This window comes from Planococcus sp. TJ-201 (assembly GCF_058268495.1).
This window is the reverse complement of record NZ_JBZDOG010000003.1, coordinates 410,993-435,036: the sequence shown is the minus strand read 5'-3', so window position 1 is coordinate 435,036 and position 24,044 is coordinate 410,993. Positions and strand designations below refer to the sequence as shown.

26 protein-coding genes are annotated in these 24,044 nt (G+C 43.1%); 10 read left to right on the top strand and 16 right to left on the bottom strand.

The window, feature by feature from the left end; translation table 11 throughout:
* Nucleotides 1–164 precede the first annotated feature (164 nt).
* The gene (locus tag AC4EG4_RS10470; protein WP_490977146.1) at nucleotides 165–1,184 is read left to right on the top strand and encodes a YecA family protein; all 1,020 of its coding nucleotides are present in this window, start codon (nucleotides 165–167) and stop codon (nucleotides 1,182–1,184) included.
* A gap of 32 nt (nucleotides 1,185–1,216) precedes the next feature.
* On the opposite strand, the gene AC4EG4_RS10465 is transcribed toward AC4EG4_RS10470, so the two are convergent.
* Nucleotides 1,217–1,447, bottom strand: coding sequence for a hypothetical protein (locus tag AC4EG4_RS10465; protein WP_490977145.1), 231 nt, complete (start codon nucleotides 1,445–1,447; stop codon nucleotides 1,217–1,219).
* 285 nt (nucleotides 1,448–1,732) lie between these two features.
* On the opposite strand from AC4EG4_RS10465, the gene AC4EG4_RS10460 reads away from it, so the two are divergent.
* Complete coding sequence (locus tag AC4EG4_RS10460; RefSeq protein ID WP_490977144.1) at nucleotides 1,733–2,251, top strand: DUF421 domain-containing protein; 519 nt, start codon at nucleotides 1,733–1,735, stop codon at nucleotides 2,249–2,251.
* Nucleotides 2,252–2,292: 41 nt separating this feature from the next.
* On the opposite strand, the gene AC4EG4_RS10455 is transcribed toward AC4EG4_RS10460, so the two are convergent.
* Nucleotides 2,293–2,769, bottom strand: a complete 477-nt coding sequence (locus tag AC4EG4_RS10455; RefSeq protein ID WP_490987767.1) for an acyl-CoA thioesterase — start codon at nucleotides 2,767–2,769, stop codon at nucleotides 2,293–2,295.
* Between the two features lie 93 nt (nucleotides 2,770–2,862).
* Here AC4EG4_RS10455 and AC4EG4_RS10450 point away from each other — a divergent pair, with 93 nt between their 5' ends.
* Nucleotides 2,863–3,672, top strand: a complete 810-nt coding sequence (locus tag AC4EG4_RS10450; RefSeq protein ID WP_490987766.1) for an AAC(3) family N-acetyltransferase — start codon at nucleotides 2,863–2,865, stop codon at nucleotides 3,670–3,672.
* Nucleotides 3,673–3,705: 33 nt separating this feature from the next.
* Here the strand turns inward: AC4EG4_RS10450 and AC4EG4_RS10445 are convergent, their stop codons facing one another.
* The 4 genes from AC4EG4_RS10445 to adh all read right to left on the bottom strand — a co-directional run bounded on the left by AC4EG4_RS10445 (nucleotide 3,706) and on the right by adh (nucleotide 6,558).
* The gene (locus AC4EG4_RS10445; protein WP_490977142.1) at nucleotides 3,706–4,296 is read right to left on the bottom strand and encodes a Fic/DOC family protein; all 591 of its coding nucleotides are present in this window, start codon (nucleotides 4,294–4,296) and stop codon (nucleotides 3,706–3,708) included.
* The gene (locus AC4EG4_RS10440; protein WP_490977141.1) at nucleotides 4,289–4,477 is read right to left on the bottom strand and encodes a hypothetical protein; all 189 of its coding nucleotides are present in this window, start codon (nucleotides 4,475–4,477) and stop codon (nucleotides 4,289–4,291) included. Before AC4EG4_RS10440 ends, AC4EG4_RS10445 begins: the two co-directional genes overlap by 8 nt.
* 143 nt (nucleotides 4,478–4,620) lie before the next feature.
* Nucleotides 4,621–4,983, bottom strand: coding sequence for a DUF779 domain-containing protein (locus tag AC4EG4_RS10435; protein WP_490977140.1), 363 nt, complete (start codon nucleotides 4,981–4,983; stop codon nucleotides 4,621–4,623).
* Between the two features lie 54 nt (nucleotides 4,984–5,037).
* On the bottom strand, nucleotides 5,038–6,558 hold the full coding sequence (gene adh, locus AC4EG4_RS10430; RefSeq protein WP_490977139.1) for an aldehyde dehydrogenase: 1,521 nt from the start codon (nucleotides 6,556–6,558) through the stop codon (nucleotides 5,038–5,040).
* A 209-nt stretch (nucleotides 6,559–6,767) separates the two neighbouring features.
* Between adh and rluF the strand changes: the two genes are divergently transcribed.
* From rluF to AC4EG4_RS10415, 3 genes are all read left to right on the top strand, one after another.
* Complete coding sequence (gene rluF / locus AC4EG4_RS10425) at nucleotides 6,768–7,475, top strand: 23S rRNA pseudouridine(2604) synthase RluF (RefSeq protein WP_490977138.1); 708 nt, start codon at nucleotides 6,768–6,770, stop codon at nucleotides 7,473–7,475.
* A gap of 13 nt (nucleotides 7,476–7,488) precedes the next feature.
* On the top strand, nucleotides 7,489–8,205 hold the full coding sequence (locus tag AC4EG4_RS10420) for a DUF6904 family protein (protein ID WP_490987765.1): 717 nt from the start codon (nucleotides 7,489–7,491) through the stop codon (nucleotides 8,203–8,205).
* 495 nt (nucleotides 8,206–8,700) lie between these two features.
* Entirely contained in the window at nucleotides 8,701–9,117 is a 417-nt protein-coding gene (locus AC4EG4_RS10415; protein ID WP_490977136.1) for a hypothetical protein, read from the top strand.
* Nucleotides 9,118–9,171: 54 nt separating this feature from the next.
* On the opposite strand, the gene AC4EG4_RS10410 is transcribed toward AC4EG4_RS10415, so the two are convergent.
* The 5 genes from AC4EG4_RS10410 to AC4EG4_RS10390 form a co-directional block, all read right to left on the bottom strand.
* On the bottom strand, nucleotides 9,172–9,588 hold the full coding sequence (locus AC4EG4_RS10410; RefSeq protein ID WP_490977135.1) for a CBS domain-containing protein: 417 nt from the start codon (nucleotides 9,586–9,588) through the stop codon (nucleotides 9,172–9,174).
* A 149-nt stretch (nucleotides 9,589–9,737) separates the two neighbouring features.
* Entirely contained in the window at nucleotides 9,738–10,460 is a 723-nt protein-coding gene (locus AC4EG4_RS10405; protein ID WP_490977134.1) for an amino acid ABC transporter ATP-binding protein, read from the bottom strand.
* Between the two features lie 12 nt (nucleotides 10,461–10,472).
* Nucleotides 10,473–11,141 (bottom strand): amino acid ABC transporter permease, encoded by a 669-nt coding sequence (locus AC4EG4_RS10400; RefSeq protein ID WP_490977133.1) that lies wholly within the window; start codon nucleotides 11,139–11,141, stop codon nucleotides 10,473–10,475.
* A 29-nt stretch (nucleotides 11,142–11,170) separates the two neighbouring features.
* Entirely contained in the window at nucleotides 11,171–12,010 is an 840-nt protein-coding gene (locus AC4EG4_RS10395; protein ID WP_490977132.1) for a transporter substrate-binding domain-containing protein, read from the bottom strand.
* Nucleotides 12,011–12,084: 74 nt separating this feature from the next.
* Nucleotides 12,085–12,927: a MurR/RpiR family transcriptional regulator gene (locus tag AC4EG4_RS10390; RefSeq protein WP_490977131.1), complete on the bottom strand. Its 843-nt coding sequence runs from the start codon at nucleotides 12,925–12,927 to the stop codon at nucleotides 12,085–12,087.
* A 435-nt stretch (nucleotides 12,928–13,362) separates the two neighbouring features.
* Between AC4EG4_RS10390 and AC4EG4_RS10385 the strand changes: the two genes are divergently transcribed.
* The 4 genes from AC4EG4_RS10385 to AC4EG4_RS10370 are packed head-to-tail and all read left to right on the top strand — an operon-like array spanning nucleotide 13,363 to nucleotide 17,376.
* Nucleotides 13,363–14,112: a carotenoid biosynthesis protein gene (locus tag AC4EG4_RS10385; RefSeq protein WP_490987764.1), complete on the top strand. Its 750-nt coding sequence runs from the start codon at nucleotides 13,363–13,365 to the stop codon at nucleotides 14,110–14,112.
* Entirely contained in the window at nucleotides 14,109–14,783 is a 675-nt protein-coding gene (locus tag AC4EG4_RS10380; RefSeq protein WP_490977129.1) for a lysophospholipid acyltransferase family protein, read from the top strand. Before AC4EG4_RS10385 ends, AC4EG4_RS10380 begins: the two co-directional genes overlap by 4 nt.
* 2 nt (nucleotides 14,784–14,785) lie before the next feature.
* Entirely contained in the window at nucleotides 14,786–15,886 is a 1,101-nt protein-coding gene (locus tag AC4EG4_RS10375) for a glycosyltransferase family 2 protein (protein ID WP_490987763.1), read from the top strand.
* The gene (locus AC4EG4_RS10370; RefSeq protein ID WP_490987762.1) at nucleotides 15,883–17,376 is read left to right on the top strand and encodes a phytoene desaturase family protein; all 1,494 of its coding nucleotides are present in this window, start codon (nucleotides 15,883–15,885) and stop codon (nucleotides 17,374–17,376) included. The genes AC4EG4_RS10375 and AC4EG4_RS10370 overlap by 4 nt, the downstream gene beginning before the upstream one ends.
* Nucleotides 17,377–17,638: 262 nt before the next feature.
* Here AC4EG4_RS10370 and AC4EG4_RS10365 read toward each other — a convergent pair whose 3' ends face one another.
* From AC4EG4_RS10365 to AC4EG4_RS10345, 5 genes are all read right to left on the bottom strand, one after another.
* The gene (locus tag AC4EG4_RS10365; RefSeq protein ID WP_490987761.1) at nucleotides 17,639–18,472 is read right to left on the bottom strand and encodes a phytoene/squalene synthase family protein; all 834 of its coding nucleotides are present in this window, start codon (nucleotides 18,470–18,472) and stop codon (nucleotides 17,639–17,641) included.
* A complete protein-coding gene (locus AC4EG4_RS10360; protein ID WP_490987760.1) occupies nucleotides 18,469–19,926 on the bottom strand; it encodes a phytoene desaturase family protein in 1,458 nt (485 codons plus the stop codon). Before AC4EG4_RS10360 ends, AC4EG4_RS10365 begins: the two co-directional genes overlap by 4 nt.
* Nucleotides 19,923–21,449, bottom strand: a complete 1,527-nt coding sequence (locus tag AC4EG4_RS10355) for a phytoene desaturase family protein (protein WP_490977124.1) — start codon at nucleotides 21,447–21,449, stop codon at nucleotides 19,923–19,925. Before AC4EG4_RS10355 ends, AC4EG4_RS10360 begins: the two co-directional genes overlap by 4 nt.
* A gap of 266 nt (nucleotides 21,450–21,715) precedes the next feature.
* Entirely contained in the window at nucleotides 21,716–22,282 is a 567-nt protein-coding gene (locus tag AC4EG4_RS10350) for a 3D domain-containing protein (protein WP_490987759.1), read from the bottom strand.
* Between the two features lie 248 nt (nucleotides 22,283–22,530).
* Nucleotides 22,531–23,976: a DEAD/DEAH box helicase gene (locus AC4EG4_RS10345; protein ID WP_490987758.1), complete on the bottom strand. Its 1,446-nt coding sequence runs from the start codon at nucleotides 23,974–23,976 to the stop codon at nucleotides 22,531–22,533.
* Nucleotides 23,977–24,044 lie beyond the last annotated feature (68 nt).

Here is a 24,044-nt window from a genome sequence, read left to right as displayed (position 1 = left end):
TTTTGTTAACCTCTTCCGGAAAGTTTGGTTAGACTATGCCGCTTAAAGGCTAACTACAAGCCTTTTTGAATTAGTTTAGCTGAGTCTTGCGACGTCTGAATCGTCAGACTTTTGAGCGTATCGCAATTTTATGTTACACTCAATAAAAAATGTAGGTGATTAGAATGGTAGGAAGAAATGATCCATGCCCATGCGGCAGCGGCAAAAAATACAAGAAATGTCACGGGAAACAACAAACTGTGTCTATCAATGATCTGGTAAATGATGAACTGTTCAAAGTACGCCAGCAGTTCTTCTCGGAAAACCCGAATCAGGAGCAGCTTGCTGACTTCCGTGAACTTCAGCAGGAATGGCAGCCACGCTTAATGCAATCGATGGCTGAAAATGATGCGCAGGCATTTGTTATCGAAAACTTCCTGTTCATGAAAAAACCAGAACTATGGGAAGACTTTTTAGCTAAACAAATTGAATTGGCTCAACGCCCTTCAACAAAAGAAGTGCTTGAAAACTGGAAAGACGTAAAAGTATTCCTTGGACAATACATCGAAGGCAATGCTGAAATGGCTCAGTTCACGGACATCTTTACAGGCGAATCGTTCCAAATGGCTGATCAGCCGCCAACAGATATGGAAAACGGACAAGGCTTGCTTGCAATCTTGCTTCCGGACTCCCGCATTGGCAAAGAAGGCGTTCTGTTCCTTAATGGCTATTTGACGATCGTCGGAGAGTTTACTCCGTTCTTCGAGCAGTTGAAAGCGCAAATCGCTGCTGACAATGCTTCAGAGGATGAAAGTTACTTGCGCGATAATTACTTAGCGGTTGTTGAACAGATCGTTAAGTATTCAACTGGCAGCGTAGAAGAAAGCATCCAGCTTTCTCCAGAACACGATTCGGTGATGGCAGAACTTGATAAGCACATTGAGCAGGCGGATTTTGATGAAGAAACAATCAACAACATCACTAGCATCTTAAACAGCTATCTCGTCAGCCAGCAGCCAACTGTCCAAAAACCGGAAGCTCTTGTAGCCGGCTATTGGAGATTCTTGCAGGACCATGAATTGGTTAAAGGCCCCATGTTGTCTGCAAAAGACTTAAGCGAAAAATTCGGTGTGTCTTCAAGTACCATTTTGAAGCGTTCGAAAGAGTTTGGCACATATTTCGAAGAATTATTGGCCAAAAAATAAAATTCATTCAGACAGAAAAAGAGTAGCCTCGGCTACTCTTTTTTTCGTCGAAATGTGATAAGAATATACAGCAGAATTCCGGAAACTGCAAAAAACAAATACAACCGGATAAAGTAAATTTGAAGCCACAAAGCCTCCGTCAAACTGAATATAAAATTGACTAAAGTTGCAATCGTAAACAATGCTCCTAACGAAAAAATCAACAGGCCGACATAACGAGTCAGTTTTAAAATATCCTTCATGGCAATTGCTCCCCGCTTCAATTTATTTCTCCTTCTATTCCCGCTGCACAAAACAGCAACCCTTTCTTTTCAAATCATGTTTGTTGATAACCCTAGAGGGAAACACAGGGAACATCAGCAAAAACACCCAAGCTTGTCATTCATGAGTGATTTTTCTGATTTCCTCATCTTTATACACAGAAAAAGCCTCGATTTTGTGTGCTATGTGGATAAGATATTTGAATTTTGCTGATATTCTTGCATAAAAAGAACTTATCAACATGTGGATAAATTCATAAGAGAAATACAAATTGAGGAGGAATAATTATGTTTGAAATTACACTCAACAGTTTTATTCGGATTGTGACAGTTGGCTTCCTGGCTTATGTTGGATTGGTCATTTTTTTACGCATTTCAGGTAAACGGACATTAACGAAATTGAACGCTTTTGATTTGGTGGTGACAGTAGCTTTAGGTTCAACCTTGGCCACTGTTTTATTAAACAGCAGTACCAGCCTTCTTGAAGGGCTTACTGCTTTTGCTACATTGATATTTTTGCAGTATGTATTCACCTTGATGTCCGTCCACTCCAGCTGGTTTAATAACATCATCAAATCAGAACCCAGCCTGCTGTTCTTGGATGGACAATTTTTGAGGGGTGCCATGAAAAAAGAGCGAATTAAAGAAATTGAAATTTTGCAGGCGATCCGCAATACGGGATTCGGTTCTACCGAGAAAGTTAAGGCAGTGGTTTTGGAAACAGACGGCAGCCTGTCTGTCATCAGCAGCGAACCAGGCAATGCATTGGAAAATGTAAAATCAGGCAGTGAAACACCGATTGAATAATGAAAAAAGGCGCATGGATTTTAGTCCATGCACCTTTTTGGTTATCTTGGTGTTTTTACTCTCATTTTCCGGTGTTCGCGTCTGGCAGGAGCTGTTTCAAAAAATCGTTTTTCGCCTTCTGATTCAGCTAAAACTGGTGGAACTGGCGTCGGTTTGCCATCGTCTCCCATGGCGACCATCGTCAAAAACGATTCAGTCGTCAGTTTTTCTTCGCCTGTTTGCAGGTTCTTCGATTTTACTCGAACGTAAACCTCCATCGAAGTCCGTCCCGTCGATGTAACGTTCGCTTCGAGCTCCAATACATCTCCAACACGCGCAGAAGACAGAAAGTCCACTGAATCGATGGATGCGGTTACTACAACTTGGCGCCGTGCGTGCTTCATCGCTGTAATTCCTGCAATTTCATCAATATAGGACAATACCTTGCCACCAAATATAGAGTTCATGTGATTGGTGTCCGGCGGGAGCACCAATTTTGTCTGAATGGTTCTTGAGTCTTTCATAGGTCTTGCTTCCATTGCCATCATTCCTTTCTCTATTGCCGGACCGATGGGGGTTTCCCCAAACAGCAGGCTTTCCTTTATAATATAATGAAATCGGAGGGATACTTTATGTCAGAGTTATTGAATATTTTAAACACACCCGAATTTCAATCAAAAACGACGTTAAAACGACAACTTCAGCAACTGGGCATTGCGGCAGGAGATGCGCTAATGGTTCATTCTTCGCTGAAGTCTATGGGGTGGATCGCAGGGGGCGCTCAAGCGGTCGTAGAAGCGTTGATGGAGACAATTACTGAAACAGGCACATTGGTCATGCCCGCCCAGTCAGCGGACAACTCAGACCCTGTGTACTGGATGGAGCCGCCAGTTCCTGAAAATTGGCATCAGCCAATCCGTGAACAGCTGCCGGCATTCGATCCCCACGTAAGCGGAATGCGCGGCATGGGCAAAATCGCGGAAACTTTCCATCGTCACCCATTGACGATACGGAGCCCTCACCCTTCGCATTCTTTTATTGCGTGGGGCAGCCAAGCAGCTGATTGGATGAGTGAACAGCCGATAGATGATTCGTTCGGAAAACGATCCCCACTCGCAAAAATGCTCCAGACTAATGTGAAAATCCTGTTGATTGGCGTCGGTTTTGATTCGTGTACAGCTCTCCATTATGCTGAATTTGTACAAGAAAACCGTTCTACTTCCCCGCAAGGAGCAGCGATTTTAAAAGATGGAAATCGCGTTTGGCAGACCTACGATTGCGTCGAGATGGATTCAGACCGGTTTCCGGAAATCTCGAAAGCTTTTCCAGGCAATATTTCAAAAGGCTGGTTAGGCCAAGCACAAACCCAAATTGTGCAGATGAACTCACTGATCGAATTTGGCATCGACTGGCTTCAGAAGCATCCTAATCCCAGCGAATAGAAAATGCCAGCGCTCCTTGAGCAACTGGCATTTTTATGGCGTAATAATTTCATCCAATAGCCCTTCCAGACGATCGTTGTCTTTGTTAAACGAATCAACAAAAGCATTGATAATCTCTGCGGGTTCCAGCACTTTTTCCCAGTCCAGCCGGTAGCCGGCATTCAGCAGCAATTGACGTGCAAATTCACGGACACTGCGCCCATTGCCTTCCCGGAAAGGATGAAGTGCATTCAATTCTGATAAAAAGTAAGCAAGCCGTAAAATCAGCTGATCCCGCGGCATTTCTTTCAAGTATTTCTCTGCTTTTAATTCAGCAAAAATTTTCAGCAAGTGGACCTCAATGTGCTTCGGATGAGCAAAAGAAGAAGACCCTTTGGAAATCATTTCTTTCCGCAACTCCCCGGCAAAAGGATAAATGTCTTGGAGAAGAACTTTATGGATAGCTAGAAATGCCTGAACATCCAAAGGGTCTGCCGGTTTTTGTATTTGAAGTTCTGAAAGACGAAGCAGCGAGTAGACTTTCTCAAGCTCCTTCAGCTTTTCTTCATCCTGCACATCGAATAGATTAATCAATACGTCGGTCCCAGGATAGCAATACATTGAACTGTGTTGATACTTAGACATTAAACTTCCTTTTGATGGCCTGATGGAATTGTGCTTCCGTCCGTTCACCAGTCAATACCGATCGAACGAAGTTCTCATCCTCATGTGTTACATCAAATCCTTCTGTAACCAGAGAATGCGAAGCGCGGGAAATCGCGTGATTGGCTTGTTCATGGGAAACTCGGTTCACTAATTTCGTCAACTGGATGACCACCTTTCATACTGAAATTATACCATTTCCCCAGCATGAATTCCACCCAAAACCCTTGATGCATAAAGGTTTCCAGAGATTTTTCAATATTAATGGACGATAAAAAGCCGGATGCAATTGCATCCGGCTTGCTTTTACATCTGTTCCTGCAATTCCTTGGTTTCTTCTGTGGTAAACGCTCTTGACCTTGTCAAAAATCGTTTGCCTTCTACGCCTTCCAAAGAAAACATTCCGCCGCGCCCAGGTACGACATCAATGATTAGCTGGGTGTGGCTCCAGTATTCGAACTGATTTTTGTGCATGTAAAATTTACTGTCCCCGATGACTCCCATCAGGATGTCTTGATCTCCGATAAATAAATCACCTTCTGGGTAACACATCGGTGAACTGCCGTCACAGCAGCCTCCAGATTGATGAAACATGACGGGTCCGTGCTTTTCCTTCAGCAATTCGATCAATTCAATGGCAGCATCTGTCGCAATTACACGTTCGACCATTGCTATCCCTACTTTCAAGTAATCCTCAAAATTCTGGATGGATATTCCGTGGGATCAAAAGAACCCTTGCTTGTCTTCACTGTAGCTGACCAGCATGTTTTTCGTCTGTTGGTAATGATTGAGCATCATCAAATGGTTTTCACGGCCAAATCCGGACATTTTGTACCCGCCAAATGCTGCGTGAGCAGGATATTGGTGGTAGCAGTTTGTCCAAACGCGGCCCGCTTGAATGCCGCGGCCAAAACGGTAAGCAGTATTCGTATCGCGCGTCCAAATCCCTGCACCAAGTCCATATAAGGTATCATTGGCAATTTCAAGTGCCTCTTCTTTTGTTTTAAACGTTGTAACAGATACGACCGGCCCAAAAATCTCTTCCTGGAAAATACGCATCTTGTTATGGCCTTCGAATACTGTCGGCTGGATATAAAAACCTTCAGCCAGTTCGCCATCCAAGTGATTGCGGTCGCCTCCTGCAAGTACTTTAGCGCCTTCTTGTTTGCCGATATCCAAGTAAGATTGGATTTTCTCCATTTGTTCTGTAGATGCCTGTGCACCCATCATTGTTTCCGGATCAAGCGGATTGCCGGTCTTGATTGCTTCCACGCGCTTGATTGCACGTTCCATAAACTCATCATAAATGTCTTCATGAATCAGCACACGGGATGGACATGTACAAACTTCTCCTTGGTTCAAAGCGAACATGACAAATCCTTCGATTGCTTTATCAAGAAACGCATCATCCTGATCCATAACATCTTTGAAGAAAATATTAGGTGATTTTCCGCCCAGCTCTAAGGTTACTGGAATCAGGTTTTGGGAAGCATATTGCATAATCATGCGTCCGGTAGTTGTTTCACCTGTAAATGCAACTTTGCTGATACGTGGACTCGAAGCAAGAGGCTTCCCTGTTTCAAGGCCGAATCCATTGACGATATTTAATACGCCAGGAGGGAGAATATCGCTAATCAGTTCAGCCAGCACCAGAATACTTGCCGGTGTCTGCTCAGCAGGCTTCAAAACCACACAGTTTCCAGCAGCAAGAGCCGGTGCCAGTTTCCAGACAGCCATCAATATCGGAAAATTCCACGGAATGATTTGACCGACAACACCCAGCGGCTCATGGAAATGGTAAGCTACAGTGTCGTTGTCAATTTGGCTCAGTGAACCTTCCTGCGCCCGAATTGCTCCAGCGAAATAACGGAAATGGTCTATGGCCAAAGGCAAATCAGCATTTAACGTTTCACGAACAGCCTTGCCGTTATCCCAAGTTTCAGCAACTGCCAGCATTTCCAGGTTCTGTTCCAGCCGATCTGCAATTTTTAGCAGTGCATTGGCACGTTCAGTGACCGAAGTTTTGCCCCAGCCATCCTTTGCTGCATGCGCTGCATCCAAAGCCAGTTCGACGTCTTCAGCCGTAGAGCGGGCAATTTCCGTAAACTTTTTGCCGGTTACTGGTGACACGTTGTCAAAATATTGACCTTTTACTGGTGCTTTCCATTCTCCGTTTATAAAATTTTCATATCTGTTTTTAAACGTAACTTTCGAGCCCTCTGTGTTTGGAACTGCATAGACCATTCCCATCTCTCCCTTTTTCTCAGTTTACCGTTATGTACGCGCTTACATTATCCTTTTTTAACCGTGGCGCATCAATAACAGCTTCCCTTCTATATTGTCAAACTAATCTAAAAATTGCAACTGTGAAACATCAAAAATTTTTATTCGCTTATCTAGTTCATGTATAATAAGAACGACAGTCGGAAATCTGGAACTGAAAGGAAACGATTATGCGAATCAATAAGTTTTTAAGCGAAACAGGAATTACTTCCCGGCGCGGAGCCGATAAATTTATCGAAGCGGGCCGTGTAACGATCAATGGACAGCCAGCAGAACTCGGCAGCAAAGTCGAGGCCGGCGACCAAGTCTATGTAGACGGCAAGCTCATCAAACAGCCAAAACATCAATATGTTTATTTGGCCTTAAACAAACCGGTTGGCATTACCAGTACAACCGAACGGCATATTGAAGGCAACATTGTCGATTATGTAAATCATTCCGAGCGCATTTTTCATGTGGGGCGCCTCGACAAAGATTCTGAGGGGCTTATCCTTTTGACCAATGATGGTGACATCGTCAATGAAATTTTGCGTGCAGAAAATGAACACGAGAAAGAATACATCGTCAAAGTGGATATGCCCATTACAGAATCCTTTCTAGCCAAAATGGAATCTGGCGTAGAAATACTTGATACAAAGACGCTTCCTGCAAAAGCGGACAAACTATCCACTTACACATTTAAACTAACCTTACAGCAAGGGTTGAACCGCCAAATTCGGCGGATGTGTTCAGCACTTGGCTATGAGGTTCGGACCTTGCAGCGTGTGCGAATTATGAATATTACGTTGGGGGACTTGCCTGTTGGCGAATGGCGCGATTTGACCCAAACAGAACGCGACGAGCTTTTTAAGCAACTCGGTTACACACCTAAACGCTGAGGAGGACATTGACATGCTGACGATGAAAAGCACGCCGAACCATACAGGTGTTAAAATAAGCGGTGATTATTTTGATTTGGATGAACTGAATCAGGCCATCTACCGAGTAATCGGACAGGAAGACCAGTATTACGGCTACGAAGGATCGCGCATGCGGATTCTTGGCATTTCCTATGAAATTCGCCACGCTGCCCAGGGAGACCGCAATGTGGATTTCGTCTTTAACGGACTGCACGAACATACCATGAAACAGCACAAGTTTATCGCTCCTGATAAAAACATCTACTTTTCTGTCGAAGTATTATGGCCGGAATTGATTTACGCCGCCATCGCCTTGAAGGATTTCGTGAAATTTTATCAGCAAGATAAAGAGTTTCCAGCATGGGATGTTCACTTGCCAGTCATTATCCGCTTTCAATCTTTGGTTCTCGACTGCCTGCAAGGGCATATTCCCGAGACAGAATTCGCTCTAATTGCAAAAGCTTTCAACCAACCGGTGACAGTAAATGATTATGCCATCCAATATGTTGACCTTTTAAACTTGAAATACATCGGCATGACCAAACAGCAGCGGGAACAAAGCTTGTCCGCTATCGCCATGAAACTCGCTGTGCAGGATCAGGACTATACAGCCTTCCGCAATCAGGTACTGGCAGCCGCTACACCTCACAAAAAGCCGATTCATGAAATTGCTGTAAAAGCAGAGTATCCGGAAGAGTTTGACTGGTGAAATGCGGAAGAAGTCAGTGAGAATTGCAGGCAGAAGACAGATAAGCAAGACATCTTACTATATAAAAGTTCACGTTGAAGATGCGTGAACTTTTTTCATGTTCTAATTTATAGCACTAATGCATCGATTGGTTGAGTGCGAGTAGGCTATATTGATCTTTTGGATCGTATATAAAATGTACTCAACTCCTCCCCAAAAACTTTTGATTTGGATGATAGTGACAATATTCATCGCAGGATCCTGTTTTTCATTTTTTCTATTTTGCAACTCCGTATGTTTCAAAATCAAGACCTTTGAATAAGCTTGTTTTTCTAACCAAATATATGGACGCTTCATGCATTCGACCGTTTCAATGGATTAAAATAAATACTTTTGGTTCTTTCTCGGTTTAACAATATATAATGTCCGCTACTTCCGCACTCAAACTTAAGGGTTAGGAAGTGTTTTATACAGGGTATATTCAACTATTAGTATTTTTTGAAGGAGCGTGGCAGTATGTATAAATTTTTGGTTCCACTAAGTTTAGTTTTGTTGTTGACTGCCTGTGGGGACGAGGCACCTGATGTAACGGAAGAAAGCCAGACGGAAGTGACTGCCCCTGATGGAGAATTGGATCCAACCGCGCCAGAAGAAGCTGAAAACGCGGAATTTGTGAGTTTTGAAGAACTTGCTTCCGGAACGGTTGAAGAAGGCACTGGAGTTTCTGTACAAGGAACTGTCGAAGAGTTGGCAGACGACATCGCCTTTCCTTCGTTTATTATTGTTGCTGGAGAAAACCGTATCTACGTTCGAAATATGGCAGAAACTCCAGTAGAAGTGGGTGACAGCATTACAGCGGATGGCATCTTTGAAGGAAACGCCGAAGAAGATATGCCGATGATTTCGGCTTCTATCATTGAAAAAGATGAATAATTTTGCTGCAGAAAGCCCTTCCTACGTGGAAGGGCTTTCTTTGCGATCTTCAGTTTAATCCAGTTCTGAGATTTCAATAATGGTATTTTCTGCATTGTGATTAGACGAAAGGTCTTTTATAGCCAAGTCTCCTAATGAAACAATCCCAACGATTCGTTCGTTTGCCACAATGGGCAGTCTGCGAATCTTGTGAGTTGCCATCAATTCAGCCACTTCTTCTATGGTATGGCCCACCGTTCCGGTAATAACTTCCGCTGACAAAATTTCTGATATAGCAGCGTCGCTTGGAATCTGTTCAGCAATTCCACGAACTACAATATCTCTATCTGTAACAATTCCAACCAAGCGGCCATCTTCACAGATCGGAATTGATCCTACGTTTATTTCACGCATCATCGAGGCAACTTCTTGAAGCGTTGATCCAGGTCTACATGTCTCGACGTCTGTCGTCATAATATCTTCGATTCTCATCCCTTCTGCCTCCTCAAGTTCTCTAATTACTTATAGCTTAACCGATTTGTGATTCAGCAAACACCAATTAATAAAAGAAAAAAGGAATCAGTTCATTTGAACTGACTCCCCCTTATCCGCTTAGTATTTTAAGCCCATTACCCAATTCGTTACTCAACTAGCTGAATAAATTGCTTTGTCCGCTCATTTTGTGGATTTTCAAAGAAATTCTTTGGATCTGCTGATTCAATAATCGTTCCTTCGTCAATCATGATGATGCGATCCGCCACTTCTTTCGCGAACTTCATTTCATGGGTAACAACGACCATGGTCATACCTTCTTCAGCTAGTTGCTTCATGACCTGGAGAACTTCTCCCACAAGCTCTGGATCAAGTGCTGACGTTGGTTCATCAAACAGCATGACCTTCGGCTGCATGGCAAGTGACCGGGCAATTGCAACGCGTTGTTTTTGCCCACCAGATAGCTTGCTCGGGTAAACATCTGCTTTTTCTTCCAAGCCTACCTTTTTCAACAATTCCATTCCCAGTTTTTTAGCCTCTTCTTTTTTCATCTTTTTTACAGTAACGGGTGCTTCTATTACATTTTCCAATACTGTTTTATGAGGAAAAAGGTTAAAGTGCTGGAACACCATACCAACTTCAGCGCGGATTTTTGTTAAATTATCCTTTTTCGGATCGACGGTATGGCCGTCGATGGTGATTTTGCCATCATTAATCATTTCAAGAAAGTTGAAGCACCTGAGGAGTGTGCTTTTCCCGGAGCCACTGACTCCGACAAGAACCACAACTTCCTGGGGTTTGACGTGAAGATCTACGCCTTTCAACACCTCGAGGTCACCAAAGGATTTATGAATGTTTTCTCCAATAATCATGTTAGGCCCTCCTTAGGCTTTATCGACATCGAGTTTGTTTTCATACAAACGCAACAAGAATGTGAAAATCATGACGAGCACCAGGTAGTAAAGTGCAACGACCAAGAAAGACTCAAATGGCTGGTACGATTGCGCAGCTTCCCGATTTCCGAGTGAGAAGATTTCTGCTACACCGATAATATAGACAAGTGAAGAATCTTTCAATGTAATGATAAACTGGTTGCCCAGCGGCGGAATCGAACGGCGCAAAGCCTGCGGAAAGACGATTCGGCTCATGGTCTGGCGACGTCCCATCCCAAGCGACATACTGGCCTCACGCTGCCCTGGATCAACCCCTTGAATCGAGCCGCGGAAAATCTCTGCAATATAGGCACCGTTGTGAATACCCAGTGCTATAGCTCCTGCCCAAAAATTGGACATGGTATAAATTTCAACAATCCCGAAATATAAAAACATGATTTGCACAATCAGTGGTGTACCACGAATGATTGTGATGTAAATATTGGCAATAGCCTGTAAGATTTTCGATCCTGAAATTTTCATCAGTGCAAAGACCAACCCGATAACTGTTCCCAAAATAACACCAATCGCTGTCAATTGCAGTGTAACGACAGTGGCTTCTAAAAATCCAGGGTATGTTCGCATAAATACATCGTAAACTGTTGCAAATATCTCTGGCATAAACGCCACTCCTCCCGTTCTCAGCTTGTTTAGTTGAGAATTTCAATTCCTTCAAGATCTACATCGAGGAGGTTACGTCCGAACCATTCCTGAGAAATTTCATCGTATGTGCCATTTTCAACAATCGCAGCTAAAGCTTCATTTATCGCTTCCAGCAAAGCCTCATCTTCCTGTCGTACAGCAACAGCAGCTTGTTCGATCCATAATGGATCGCCAATCATTTCGATTTCAATTCCAGCATTTTGCGCTTCGAATCCTACTACATCCGCTGTGATAACTGCGTCCAAACGTCCTTCAACTTCTAAATCCTGCAATGCCACTACATCACTGCTGTAGTATTGAATATCATCTGTATAGTTTTGCGCAGCTGTGTCATACGTACTTTGTCCAACAACACCAATTGTTGCGCCTTCAAGATCAGCTTCTGAAGTAATTTCCGTATTTCCGGAACGTACGAAAATAACACCGCCTGAATAGTAATAAGGATCAGAAAATGCGACTTGCTCTGCACGCTCTTCAGTAATGGCCATGGATCCCAAAATCGCATCGTAACGATTTGTCGTTAATCCTTGGATGATCGTTTCAAATGGCGTTGTCACTGGGTTTGGTTCCAGACCCATTTCTTCTGCAAGTGCATTGCCAATATCAATATCAAATCCAGTCAAGTTGCCGCCTTCTTCAAAATTAAACGGCTTGTAAAGTCCACTTGATGCAGTTGTAAACATTCCTTCTTCCAGCAAATTCAAATCACTGTTGTCGCCCTCTGTACTTGATCCTTCTTCCGAACTGGTTGAGTCGTCCCCACCGCAAGCTGCCAATAACATTCCTGCGGAAAAAACTACGGTTAAAAATGATAAATTCTTTTTCATCTTTCTCTCCCCTTTTCGTTTATAATTGACCAAATCGTCGAGACGTTTTGGAAGTTCCCAGTAATTGAGCGTGATTACATAAAGATATTCCGCTCTTTGTAGAGCGCTTCAATTTTTGCCAAGTTGCCGTTTATTTTTTCTTGTTCTTTCACGTAGACAAATCGCATAATTGAAGTCAAAAGTGCATGTACAGAAGTATAGGAATCAATGTTTAGGTTCGTATTCACAGATACCTTTAGAACGTGATCGGCATAAGCAAGAGCTGGAGAATCTGCCGAATCTGTCAAAACTACGATATCTGCACCTTGTGATTTGGCGCTTTTTAATGTATCGATGACTGCCCTGGTATAACGTGGGAACACGAAAGCAATAACCAAATCTCCTTTACCCATTTTAGAAAGTTGGGTGTAGTACTCTCCGGTTGATGAATACATCATCTCCGTATGATCAAGTGCCATATTCAGCCAGTTGGAAAACCAATGCGCGATACCATAATCGAAAAAATTTCCTGTTACATAAATCCGATCCGCCAGACTAATGCTGTCGACCACTCGAAGAAGTTCGTCTTCTTTGATGGTTTCTTTCAGTTTCACAATGCTCGAGATGTCCGCGTCAAGAAGATTTTCTAAAAAAGACTGATCTGCGACAGGTTCTGGTATTTTTTGCTCTGCCTTTTCGATGCGTTCTTCAGCCAATTTTCGCTGCACGACCTGTTGGAATTCAGTGTACCCTGTGTAACCAAGCTTTTGTGTCCACCGAATCACCGTTGACTCACTAACATTGACTCTTCTGCCCACTTCGAGAGCAGAAGAAAACGCTAAAAAAATAGGTTCTTTAAAAAACAAGTCACCAACTTTTTTTTGCCCGGAACTAAATTCCGAATAAGAATTAGACACACTCCGCAGTAAATCCTGCACATTTAACGCCTCCACATGAAGAACACACTCGTTTACTCTTCTAAAGTATACTATTATGCAGGAAACCCTGCAACAGTTTACAGAAAATTCAACACTGACAATATTATCAGATAAACAGAATAACAAGCTGAGAGCTTGCTATAGAAGGCATTAGGGTTAGAATTTAACTCAAAAAAATTTATTAAAATTATTACTTTTATCTAAATAAACACGCTATTTCCTAAAAATTATGGCCGCAGAGTATGCAAAAATATTATATGAATGCATAGAGATATACGATTTTATGCCCTCATTTCGCAAAATCAAAACGCTGCAGAGTATTGTTTCGACTTTAACTACATAGATTCTGCTTTCCCGACGGCTATGGTTTTCATATTTCGATCCTACTCCTGTATAATCTTTGTATAAGTCAATTTTATTGAGGGGCTGTTCAGGGTGTGGGAAAATCGAATTTTTAAGCTTTTTATTTTTTGGTACATATGTGGTGTCATTTTGCTTGGCTTTGACCTTCTGCCTTCCTGGCTGGAATGGGCAAATGCATTCTTTCTGATGCTGGCCGGTACACTCGGCTTTTTATATTTCATAAAGCGTTTTGGCGCTATTAGCGGTTCGGCTCTAGGCATTGTTATTTTCTTTTCCACGTTTATTGTGGAGTGGGCAGGTGCAGACAGCGGCTTCCTGTTTGGGTCCTATGACTATACAGACCGCTTTGCACCGAATCTTTTCGGCGTACCAATTGCCATTGGTTTTGCCTGGTTAATGGTCATGGCTACGACACACGTTGTGGCACGTTGGATTGTGCCTGGCGGCGGTTTATTGTATGCAGCAGTTGGAGGCATCGGGGCGGTCATCATTGATTTGATTATTGATCCTGTAGCCTTTCAAATCAAAAAGTATTGGATTTGGGAAGATACCGGACTTTACTATGATATACCGTGGACTAATTTTTCCGGCTGGTTCATTGTGGCATTTGTCCTTCATCTGATAATCGATATGCTGATGAAAAAGAAATCTATGGTTATGGCATCTGAATTGCCTGAAAAACGGATGGTTCTTCTGTATGTCTTGATGATTGCCATGTTCATTATGCTTGGAGCAATCGGTGGATTATGGCTGGCTGCTTTCTTAACCACTAGTTTAACTGCTTTGATTGTTTTAGTAGCATGGAAGAGGCGACCTGTATGATCAATGCCAAAAAATCTGCGCTGTTTGAAACTGGTTTTAATATGTACTTGACGCCGCTCATCCGTACATCTTTTTCACGGTTGCTCGGGCAAGGTGTAGAACCCATTCCTGAGAAGCCGGTATTATTTATTGCTAATCACAGTTCTTGGTGGGACGGTCTGCTGTTTTTCTATCTGAACCGCACAGTCTGGCGGCATGATATCCATATGATGATGCACGAAGAAGGACTCCAAAAGCATCGTTATTTCCGCTATTTAGGTGCATTTTCCATCAACCGCAAAAAACCGAAAGAAATTTTAACTTCTCTCCAGTATGCAGAAGCCTTGCTAAAACAAGGAAAGTCTGTTGTGCTGTTCCCTCAAGGAGATGAATTCCATCTTGAAACAAGGCCCCTGACTTTTCAGACAGGCGTCGCTTACTTGATGGAACATTGCCCGGAAGTGCCTGTTGTGCCACTCAGCTTTTATTATTCGTTCGGCCACCAGCAAAAACCGGAAATCTGGGTTCGCCAACACCAGGCGATAGCTACCGATACAATCAAACACATGACCCGTAAAGAAAAAACACTCTTTCTTCAAAAACTTTGCATCGAACAGCTCGATTCCTTGAAAAGTACAGTAATCCGTGAAGACAGCGAAGCGTTTCAGCCGCTTGGAAAAAGGAGAACATGATTATGGCCACCTATATCGGAATCCACCTGCTGTTTCTCGCCTGGATCATCCTTAACCGCCTGTTTCTTCCAGCCTTGCCTAAGCAAGTACAATTCTCAACTGAACCTCTGGTATCCGTTCTGGTGCCGATGAGAAATGAAGAACGCAATGTCGAAGTTCTAGTAAAATCCTTAAAAAACTCCTCTTACGGCAATACAGAATTTATTATTTTAAATGATCAGTCGACGGACGGAACTCAAGCTGAACTGGAAAGGGAGATTGCCGCAGATCCCCGTTTTACTATCCTGCAGGGCGCTCAACTCCCGGATGGCTGGGTTGGCAAAGTACATGCCTGCCATCAGCTGCAACAAGCCGCTTCCGGTGAGTATTTGCTGTTTGTGGATGCAGATGTCCGCTTCCGGCCAAAAGCGATTGAACAGTCGCTGTCGTTGCTGCAGCGAAAAAATGCTCAGCTGTTGACCGGCTTTCCTGCTTTTGATGTTGCGCCTTTTCTCAGTAAACTTCTTGTCCCAATGCTGCATTTCGTGATTTTATTCCATCTGCCTCTCGCATTGGCCAACTACACCAAATTTAAAGCGGCTACGGCAGCCAATGGCATGTGGATGATGTTTGAAAAAGACAGCTATGAACAAATAGGTGGACACGCAGTTGTCTCAACTTCACTGGTCGAGGATGTCCATATTGCTCGCGAAGTAAAAGCGCACGGCTTTAAAGTAGTGCTGGCAAACATTACAATGTCCGTAAAATGTCGTATGTATACGACCAATGCTGACGTATGGGAAGGTTTTCTAAAAAACAGCTATGCCGGAATTGGCAGATCACCCGTGATAGCAGCAATTCTGATCTTATTTTATTCCTTCTTTTACATTTTGCCGCCTTTCCTAGCGATTTACGGCTTGTTCAGCGGACTTTACTGGTGGGTTCTTCCGTACGCACTGACAGTTGCGCAGCGCTGGTATGTGGACATGGTGACCAATCAGCGCTGGTACCTGTCTTTTCTTATCCCCCTTCAGGCACTTGCCATGCTTGCTGTGTTGGTGGAATCAATGCGCAAATCCTTTAAAAAACAGCCGTATTCGTGGAAAGGAAGGCATTACTCATGAAAAAAATTGTCATAGTCGGTGGTGGATTGGGTGGACTTGCTGCAGCAGTGACGCTCGCCCACGCTGGATTCGATGTAGAACTCTTTGAAAAAAATAGCCACTTGGGCGGCAAATTAATGCCTGTCGAGCTGGGAAGCTACCGTTTTGACTTTGGACCCAATACCATCACGATGCCAGCTGTCTTCAATACAGTCATTTCACAGACAGGTGAACATCCAAAAGATTACTTGGATTTCATTCCGTTACAAGCCCATACCCGCAATCACTTTTCAGACGGCAGTCGATTCGACTTTACCAACGACCAAGAACAAATGATTCAACAACTCAAAATTCTTGATCCGGCTGCCGCCGCTAACTACCCGGCATTTATCAAAGAAATCAGCCGCTTGTATCGTTATTCAGAACGGTATTTTTTTCCGGTAACATTTCAGTCCTGGAGAGACTATCTGTCACCCTCTCTTGGATTTGCACTTCTTCAAGTGCGTCCAGCAGAATCAATGCACCATTTTTTTCAGCGCTATTTCAAAAATCCTTTGCTTGTTCAAGCATTCGATCGATATGCCACGTATATTGGCTCTTCACCCTACAAAGCACCGGCGACATTTTCCATGATTGCTTACCTGGAATTGGTAGAAGGTGTCTATTACACCAACGGCGGCAATACAGGCATCGCTAACGCTTTTGCTGCTGTAGCGAGAAAATGCGGTGCTCGGTTGCATACCAATACAGAAGTTAAAAAAATCCTGACAGATGGCGGAAAAGCACAAGGCGTCGAGCTTCAAGATGGGACACAAATCGCAGCGGATCTCGTCATTTTGAATGGAGATTTGTTATCAGCTTTCCCAGCATTGGTCGAAGAATCTGAACGTCCCTCACTGAACGATGCGAAGGTGGATGCTTTTGAACCCTCCATTTCAGCTTTTGTCATCACTGTTGGGTTGACTCGAAGGCTTGAGATGCTCAAGCACCACAATGTTTTTTTCTCATCGGACTACCGTCAGGAGTTTCGTGATTTATTTGACGCTTCACTCTATAGCAATGAGCCAACCGTTTACATCAGCAACTCGTCCTTCACTGATCCTTCGGTTTCACCAGATGGCGACAACTTGTTTATTTTAGTTAACGCACCCGCATTGACCAAAGAAGGACACCTGCAAATTGAACCGGAAGCTTATAAAGAACGAATTTATGACTTTCTCTTGAGCTACGGGGTCGATATTCGCAGCTATTTAGCAGAAGAAAAAATTTTTACACCATCGTTTATCCGTGACAAATTCGGTTCCTTCCGCGGCGCTCTTTATGGCCCTTCCTCCAATCGGCCAAAAGATGCCTTCCTGCGGCCGCCAAATGCCAGCCGTGATATTCGCAATTTGTTTTTTGTCGGCGGCAGCACTCACCCTGGCGGCGGGTCGCCCATGGTCGTCTTAAGCGGTTTGAATGTAGCGAATAACATCATTGCGAAAGCCAAAAAGACACCGCCATCAGTATGATGGCGGTGTCTTTTGCAGTTATTGGAAGCGCCCAGATTCTAGGGTCATAAGCCACTCTGGCTGTGCGGCTGAAGAAACGCCGCTTCGCCAGTGCGTCTTATGCCCGTCGAATCTACACGGGCGCTTACGCTTTTCTTTATTGTCCAGGCTTCAGCGCCCAGCTCTTTGGGTCATAAGCCAGCCCGACTGTGCGGCAAAGAACGCCGCTTCGCCGGTCTGTCTTATGCCCGGCAGAGCTACACGGGCGCTTACGCTTTTCTTGTTACAAACAAGCGAGTATTGCTTGTTTTGATTCTTCCGGGACGTAATGTTTTTCCCGGAAGACATTGTATTGCTTGGAACGGATGGTGACGAGAATTTCCCGGTAAACTAATGCGGCGCCTTTTACAGGAACTCTCGAAGATAATGGATAATCCTGTATCGTTTCGAACGCTTTTTTGTAATGAAATTCGGCTTTTTCCGCCAGTTCTTCCCACACTGCGATAAATTGCGGGGTTACCACGCCGGAGCGCAGCTCTTCTTCGCACAGTTCATATTTTCCCATGATTTCTTCTGGCAAATAAATTCGACCCATTTTCAGGTCTTCACCGATATCACGGAGAATATTCGTGATTTGCATCGCGTATCCAAGTGAAATCGCGCCTTCCTTTAGAGCACCAGTCTTGCCTGGCGCCAAAATCGGCAGCAGCATCAGTCCAACAGTACTCGCGACATGGTAACTGTAATTCAACAGCTCTTCCATCGTTCGATACCGGTTGATGGTCAAATCCATTTCCTGACCGGTAATCAGGCCAGAGAAGGCTTCGACATCCATCTTGTAGTTTTCGAAAACATGCGCTAAAGCTACCCACATCGGATTTTCAGTATCATAAATGCCAGTTAGAAATTTTTCGAATTCAATTTTGAATTGTTCAAGTTCTTCTTTGGAATTCTGCCCTTCATCCACAATGTCATCTACTGTCCGGCAAAACGTGTAAACAGCCCAAACGGCTTTGCGTTTTTCCTTCGGCAACAAGGAAAATGCTTTGTAAAAACTTTTTGAATTTACAGCGATAACTTGTTCACAGGAGGTATAAGCATCTTTTAAATTCATCATGCATTGCTCCTTTCCTTTGCAAAATCGCCTTGGATTTGCTCTGCCAGCAGCTTTGCACCTTGCATGACAATTGGAATGCCTCCTCCGGGATGGACAGAAGCGCCAACTGCATACAAGCGATCCGTTTTATAAGGTTTGACTTGAGGACGGAAAACACCCGACTGGAACAAGGTTGGACCGATTCCAAAACTGCCGCCTTTAAATAGGCCAAAAGCTTCGGCTTCGGTCGGCGTCCGGACTTCCATCCATTCAACTGCTTCCCGGAAATTCGGGAAAGCCAACTCTTCCATACGGTCAATGATTTTTTCGATCCAAGCTGTGTCACTTGCCCAATCAATATCCGTCCCTGAAGGCACAGGAACCAATACATACAGGACGCCTTTTCCTTCAGGAGCCAATGAATCATCTATCTTCGACGGATGGAAGGTATAAATGGCTGGATTTTCTGTTTTCCGCTTTTTCACAAATACATCATCCATATGGTCTTCGTAGCTATCCCCGATGAAGAATTGATGGACATTTCCTTCTTCAAACACTTTGTTTAAGCCAAAATACAATAACACACATCCGGAAGAAGCTGTGTAGCTTTTCTTCTTCTGTTCAGGCAGTACTTTTTCAATGCCAGGGAAATCACCGTTATAGACGATAGCATCAAACTCTTCATAGCCGTCTGCTGTTTCGATTGCTTTAGCTTTTCCGTCTTCTGTCACAATCTGCTTAACCGGGCTGCTTGTTTTGATGGTGACATTTTGCCGTAACCGCAATGCTTTTTCCAACACGGGAATGAGGCTGCCGTAGCCGCCTTTTAAATAATAGACGCCATGTTCATGTTCACTGAAAGGAACAAGTGAATACATGGCTGGTGCACGGAATGGATCCCCACCAATGTACAGAGATTGCAGTGAGTAAGCCAACTGAAGCCGCTCATCACGGAAGTAATTAGACGTTAGCTTTTTCACAGACTGCTGAGGTTTTAACTTCATTAATTTCTTTATGTTCGCAGCGGTAAAAAAATCGGATTTATTTACGAATGAATGCTCTAAAAATGAAGATTTTCCGATTTCAAACCGCTTGCGTCCTTCTGAAATATACCGAAGAAACCCTTCTTTTTCAGTCGGAAAGACATTTTCAATTTCTTCCAACTGACGATCGATATCGGGATATTTCGTGTACACAGTACCGTCCGGAAAACGAATTGAATAAAGTGGGTCACACAGTAATAATTCGATATCTTCAGCAGCAATCCCTGCTTGTTGAAGCAAATCCTGAAACATTTCGGGCAGCAAAACAATGGTAGGTCCTTGATCGACCTTAAAGCCATCTCTTTCCACAAAAGTCAAACGACCGCCAAGTTTTTCCTCTTTTTCAAAAATGGTCACATCAAAGCCCATGTTCGTTAAATATAGGGCCCCCATCATACCGCCGACGCCCCCGCCAATCATAGCAATTTTCATGCAAATCCCTCCAGTGCCGGAAGCGGCAGAATCGGAATTCCTTTTTTGCCATGCTGTTCCAGAATACCATTGGCTGTAATGCGGGCAGATTCCAGAATCGTTGGCAATCCGCTTCCAGGATGAGTTCCCCCGCCAACCAACCAGCAATTGCCTAACTCTTCAAACTTATTGTGTGGACGGAATACCATCATTTGAGTTAATTGATGGCCCAGGTTAAAGGTCGCCCCTTGGTACACCGAGTAATCTTCCTGCCATCCCATAGGCGTCAGCATTTTTTCGACTTCGATATGGTCGCGCAGATTTTTAAACTCGGATTTTTCTTCAATAATATCCAAAACCAGTTCCCGGAATGCATGCTGTTCGTTTTCCCATCCAATGTCACTGAAGTTGTTTGGCACTGGAGCTAAAATATAAATCGCTGATTTTCCTTCAGGCGCAAGCGTTGGATCTGTCACACTCGCATTTTGTACATAGATGGAAGGGTCAGCAGAAAGAATGCGCGATTTCGTCATCTCTTCCACGTTCTTCTTGTAATCTTTCGAAAAAATGATGGTGTGGTGAGAAAGGTCATATTTTTTATCCAGACCTAAGTACAACATAAATGTGGAACAGGAATATTTTTTCTTCGCCAGTTTTTCCGGCGTGTACTTTTTCAAAATCCCTGGTTCGACCAAATGATTCATGACATGGGCAAAGTCACCATTTATAATGACTTCATCTGCGGCCATCCGTTCACCGTTTTCAAGGTCTACTCCTTTAACTTTGCGGTTTTCGATCCACAGCTTTTTGACGCCTGTGCTAGTATGAATCTTCCCGCCAAGTTCTTCAACAACTTTAGCCATTGCCTGAGATAATTGGTTCACTCCGCCAATCGGGTGGTAAATGCCATAAGCATGTTCCATATAAGACAGGATTGAAAAAGCTCCAGGACATTCCCATGGAGACATCCCCAAGTATTTAGACTGGAACGCAAAAGCCATTTTTAGTCGTTCATCCTTAAAGTATCGAGACAACACATCGTACAAAGTCTTGTTCACTTCAAGTTCAGGCAAAGCTCTTAACACTTTCGGTTGAATCATGCTGAAATAACTGTCCATTTTCGATTGCAGCATAGGCGACAATACTTCCAGTTTCTTGCCTGTTTCTTTCATGAAACGCTCGTAGCCATCTCCGTCGCCTTTAAAGTTTTCATTGATTTGTTTTTTCATTTCTTGGTTGTTGCGTGTCATAATCAGGTTCTGATCTTCAAAGATCAACTCGTACATCGGATCTAATTCAACTGCATTCATGTAATCTTTTAAATTGCGGCCAGTCGTTTCAAATAACTCTTCTACTAAATGAAGCATGCTCAAAAAGGTTGGGCCCGTATCAAACGTAAAATCACCTAAACGCAGCTCTGCATTTCTGCCGCCAATCCATGGCTGTTTCTCGTAAACGTCCACTTCGTAACCTCTACTGGCCAATAACATAGCCGCAGCTAAGCCGCCAGGACCGGCTCCTATCACAATCATCTTTTCCGACATAACAGATGCCTCCAATTCAATTAACCCTAATAATTCTACATTTATTATACAAATATTATACCTTCAATCTCAAAAAAAGACTATTTATTTGAATTTACCCTCTTTTATATTCTTTTAGCCCATCGAATCTCCATTTAGCAGAATAAACTCTAGAATGAACATCCGATCACAGAGCGGACGCATCACTGATGAAAAACTACCCCTTAGAGCTTTTCAAGAAATTAAAAGCACAAAAAATCCGGCTCGAATTTATGAGCCGGAATTGCTTACTTCAATATTTTTATTTTTACGTTCTTGCGTCCCCACTTCAGTGCATTGCTTTGAGTTGGAATGAAGACATCGATTTTGTTTCCTTTGATGGCGCCGCCTGTATCTCCAGCGACAGCATAACCATAGCCCTCAACATGGACTTTTGTTCCTAGTGGAATGACTTTCGGGTCTACCGCAATAACTTTCAGTCCCGGATTCTTTTTCAAGTTAAGCCCAGTTCTTGTAACCCCTGAACATCCTTTGCAGTAGGCCGTATAAGCCGTTGCACTAACCGTAAATTCTTTTACTACCGATCCGCTTGTTGAACGGGATGGAGTATTTTTTTTGGAAACTGTCTTAGCTACAGGTTTCTTTAGTTGGAGTTTTTGTTTTGGGTGAATTGTGTTGGACTTTAAGCCGTTCCAAATCTTCAAGTTGCTGACTGACACTTTTTGCGTTTTTGAAATTTTATATAATGTATCCCCGCTTTTTACTGTGTATGTATTTGATGCAGCTGAGCTGTCAATCGAAGTTGCTAGGAATAAAATCAGTGCAAAACTTAAGATTGCTACTATTTTTTTCAATTTGCTATCCCCTTTGCTTTTTGTAAGTACAATTAAAATAGCATGGGAATATTACAGACACGTAACAATAAATCGCATGTTTCATTACAATACCGCTTCAACTTGTGACATAAGTATTGTTTAACTTCTTTTAGAACCCTAAATAATGGAACATAAAAAGACTTTTTTACCATTCTATATGACATTGCTATAGAATTATTTCCAGGGAAATAAAAAAGCATAGGCTTTGATTTGCCTATGCTTTCTGTTTATTTATTTGCTTTGTGCACTTTCAATGTCTTGCCTTTAATGGTCTTGTCTTTCATCGCTTTCAATACCATTGGTCCTTTGCCATTCAGAATATCGATATACGTTACCGTGTCCTGAATTTTGATGATCCCAATGTCTTCTGCTGTTACTCCTGGGATGCTAGTTAACGTTCCGACAAAATCAAAGGCGCGAAGCTTCTTTTTCTTGCCTCCGTTAAAATAGAGCTTCAGAATATCTTTATTGACTTGTTCATTTTTATTTTTCTTCAGTTTCGGACGGCTTTCAAGTTTTTCGGTGAATGCCTGCGTTGCTTCTTCTACTTCGTATGTAGAAGGTGACGTTCTGCGCGGAATTTCAAATCCGATATATTCTTCAATCTCAGTTAAGAATTTATCTTCGTTTGGTGTAACGAACGAGATCGCTTTCCCAGTCTTTCCTGCACGGCCGGTACGGCCAGCACGATGCACGTAACTTTCTCTTTCCATCGGCAAATCATAATTGATAACATGTGTGATGCTGTCAATATCAATTCCTCTTGCTGCGACATCTGTCGCTACCAAATAACGGAACTCACCACGTTTAAAATCGTTCATGACCGCAGTACGGTCTTCCTGAAGCATGCCCCCGTGCAATTTGTCGCACGTGTAAAAATGTTTCTCCAATTGTTCCATGACAAAATCGACATTGTCTTTTGTCCGACAAAAAATAATGCAGCTGTCCGGATTTTCAATAATGGAAACATCACGCAGCAAAGCAAATTTTTTCTGTTCGGCCACAACAAATAATGAATGATCGATTTGAGCTGTTAAATTTTCTGAAGCAGCAATTTCGATGTGCTGAGGATCGATCATGTATTTTCTTTGCAAGTTTTCAACATTTTCAGGCAAGGTGGCTGAAAACAACATCGTTGTACGCTGCTTTGGCAATTTGTTAATGATGGCTTCCACTTGTTCCACAAAGCCCATATTCAACATTTCATCTGCTTCATCAAGTACCAAGTACTCTATTCGTTCGAGGTTTAATGTACCTCTCTCAATATGATCAAAAACACGGCCTGGCGTCCCTACTACAACGTGGCATTTTTGCTTTAGTTCTGCCTGCTGGTAAGCAAAAGGCTGTTTACCATAAACCGCAGCCGCTTTGATGCGTTTAAATCGGCCAATATTTGTTAAATCCTCTTTTACTTGATCCGCAAGTTCGCGGGTTGGGGTTAAAATTAATGCCTGTGGCTTATTTTCTTCCCAATCGACCAGTTCACAAATCGGAATGCCAAATGCCGCTGTTTTACCGCTTCCTGTTTGAGACTTTACCGTTAAGTCAGTCTTTGACAGTGCGACAGGAATGACTTTGCTTTGCACCTCTGTAGGTTCTGTATAGCCAAGGCCTTCAAGCGCCTTCACAATGGGTTCACTTATTTCGTAATCGCTAAATTTTTGCGTTTTCATAATTATTTTCCATCTCCGTTCAAAATTTCAGGTTCTCCTATTATCGCACGGATTAGAAAATTCTGCTG